Consider the following 2843-nt stretch of genomic DNA (forward strand, 5'->3'; position numbering starts at 1 on the left):
TGCTCGTCCTGGGTAAGCACAATCTCCGTCGCAATTCGCATTAGCTTTCTCCTGGTTGATGCACAAGAATAGCGCCTCATCCGCGATATTTCAATACGAAGCACTGAGAATGCAACACTACACTAGCAACATTGCTAAATCTGCGGCGACGAAATGCCTGCAATGGCGTTCTTAAGGAAGCGCACAGCGACACACAGGCTAGTTCATCAGCGTCAAAATCGGTAGCGCTCTGCGCCGAATGTTAAATGTTTCTCATTAAAGCTCTGACCCCGGTTGTAGGGATTTTGATCCCGGGGGTAGGCGTTTTAGTCGTCAGGTGTTGCGGAAAATGAGCTCTTTCATCCGTTGCAGTCTCGGATATACCACCGGCACCGTCAGCATCGTGCTGGCAATGGCCATCAGCAGCAGGGCGGTGAAGGTCTCGCTGGTGATGATCTGCTTGTCGAGCAGGATGTTGACGAAGATGATCATGATCAGCGCCTTGGTCTGCAGCAGCCAGCCAATGATGCCCGCTTCGCCCTTTTTCCACTTGAGGATGCGGCCCGCGATGTGCGCGCCGATCAGCTTGCCGCCGACCGAGGCCACCAGCAGTACGCCGGCCGCAATGAACACGGCGGCGCTGCCCATGTCCCAGTTGGTGCGCAGCCCCGTGCTGAGGAAGTACACCGGCATGATCGCCAGCAGTACGTGGTGGCGCATCAGGTCCATCTTGGCCTGGTCGAACCAGTGCGCGTCCATCACCGCGCCGGCCAGGAACGCGCCGACCATGAAGTGCAGACCGGCCCAGTCGGCGCCGAAACCGCACAGCGCCAGCCAGATCAGGCCGACGTACCAGCGGTCGCGCTCCGGCAACCAGACCATCAGGCGTCGGTACAGGACCGTGGCGATGCCGAAGGCCAGCAGGAAGCCGAGCTGGCGTCCGACCCGGTTCCAGTCGAGCAGGATCAGGGCCAGTACGCCCCAGATGGCGATGTCGTCCAGGCTGGCGTAGCGCAGGATGCGCTGGCCGATCGGCTGGCGCAGGATGTCGAGCTTTTCCATCAGCAGGATGAGAATCGGCAGCGCCGTCACCGCGCAGGCCATGCCAACCCCGACCACGAATTGCCAGGTCATCGCTTTCGGTCCGATCCAGCCGGCGTAGCCGAGCATGCCGGCCGCCGCCACGGCGCCGAAGACCAGCGGCACGCCCAACGCCAGGCTGGAGGTGATGGTGGTCTCGCGCCGGTGCGCCCAGGCTTGCTTGAGGTCGAGCTCGATGCCGGCGATCATCACGAAGATCATCACCGCCCACCAGGCAATCCCGTTCATGGCCAGCATGACGGAGGGGTTGAAGATGAACTTGTAGCAATCCGGATACGCCGCACCCATGACGCCCGGTCCCAGCAAGACGCCGGTGATGATCTGCACCACCACCAGCGGGGCGTAGTAATCGGTCTTGAAAACGCGCCAGATCAGGTAGGGAATGGAGAAGATCAGGAGCATCGCGAGGAGGAAGATCTCCGTCGTGTTCATGGCTGTGTGCATGGGGCTGTCTCGTTCTTGTTATATGGCGCGCGCGAGTGTGGTCCTCGGGCTGCATGGGCGCGGTGGCGAAATCATGTAGTAAAATTTCATAATGCCGCGAGTCAATGCTAGCTCAACAATTGAGTAAGTTCAACAACTATGTTGGGACGACAAGCCGGCGCGCAGCCGGGCGACGGGCGCTGTTCACCAGCACGCTTGCTGCGGTATAGTTGGCGTTGTCGCCGGCCACGCCGTTTACCGTCCTTCCGAGACCCTGCCATGTCCCATACATCCGAAACCCGCATTTTTTCGGCGCCTGCCGCGAGCGTTCCGCCAGTACTGTCCAGCGCCGACGACTATGAGGCCCTGGCGCGCGGTCCCGGCGCGCTTGCCTGCGCGCGCACCGACAAGCTCCATCATGTCTTCGGCAGCACGCGCAGCGGTTACGCGATCTACTATGTCGGGAACATCCTGGCCGCCTTCGATTTTCCGGCATTGTCCTTCCTGACCGACAGCGGCCAGCGCTACGCCTTCGACGGCGAGTACGGCACCACGCTGGTCGAGGTGCTCGATGCCGACAAGCAGCGCGCCGTCATTACCCAGATGAATGCCTTGTTCGACGCCCTCAAGGCCAATCCCATGATCGCCTACGAGGCGGAAGACTTCGGCCACCTGTCCGAGGACGATATCGAAAAGGCGCTGGCGCGCGATTACGTCAGCGCCAGCCCGTATGCCGACACCAATGTGTGGGGCGACGAGGGCGACACGGCCGACTACCTGTTCACCTACCTGCGCAGCGTGCTCAAGGTAGTGGAAAATGCGCTGGACGAAGGCCTGCTCGTTATTTTCAGCGCCGAGCTGTAGCCAACAGTCGCGGTCCTATATTCCATTTTGCACACGCTTGCCGCGCACCGTGGGAGGCGTGCGGTGATGGACTGCCCTGTTAAGTGAGCCATTCGCAATTGAGTACGTGATCCTACGAGTCGCGACATATCGCTCGTTCGCGTCAGCTCAATGCTCTTGATGATCGTCACTATTTGGTTTCTCTGACGTTGACGATGTTCCGTCAGAAATTTACTATTAATCCATTGAAAAGCGCGCCATGGGAACCGGAGTCAGCTTGACTGCGAGCTATTTCTGGCGTTTTTCAATGTGCGGAAGTTCCTGAAAATCGCGTTCATACTTTAGAGGAAATCATATGCAAGAATTGTCTGTAACTGTTTAGCCCTGACCGTTGTAAACGCGCAATTGTAAACATTCCGATATCCGGGCATGATGCCGGTCATGGTAAAACTTGCCCCTCTTCCCGACCTCTCGACTCTCTCGCATCCCGAAAAAGA

2 protein-coding genes are annotated in these 2843 nt (G+C 58.9%); one reads left to right on the forward strand and one right to left on the reverse strand.

The genetic code is table 11. The features are described 5' to 3' along the window. Nucleotides 1-312 precede the first annotated feature (312 nt). Nucleotides 313-1524, reverse strand: a complete 1212-nt coding sequence (locus F1735_RS32915; RefSeq protein WP_167241134.1) for a cation:proton antiporter — start codon at nucleotides 1522-1524, stop codon at nucleotides 313-315. A gap of 258 nt (nucleotides 1525-1782) precedes the next feature. On the opposite strand from F1735_RS32915, the gene F1735_RS32920 reads away from it, so the two are divergent. Further along, nucleotides 1783-2367 carry a hypothetical protein gene (locus F1735_RS32920; protein WP_167241136.1) on the forward strand — a complete coding sequence of 195 codons (585 nt, stop codon included), beginning with the start codon at nucleotides 1783-1785 and terminating at the stop codon, nucleotides 2365-2367. Nucleotides 2368-2843 lie beyond the last annotated feature (476 nt).

Source organism: Massilia genomosp. 1 (genome assembly GCF_011682185.1).
Taxonomy (GTDB): domain Bacteria; phylum Pseudomonadota; class Gammaproteobacteria; order Burkholderiales; family Burkholderiaceae_D; genus Telluria_A; species Telluria_A rubra.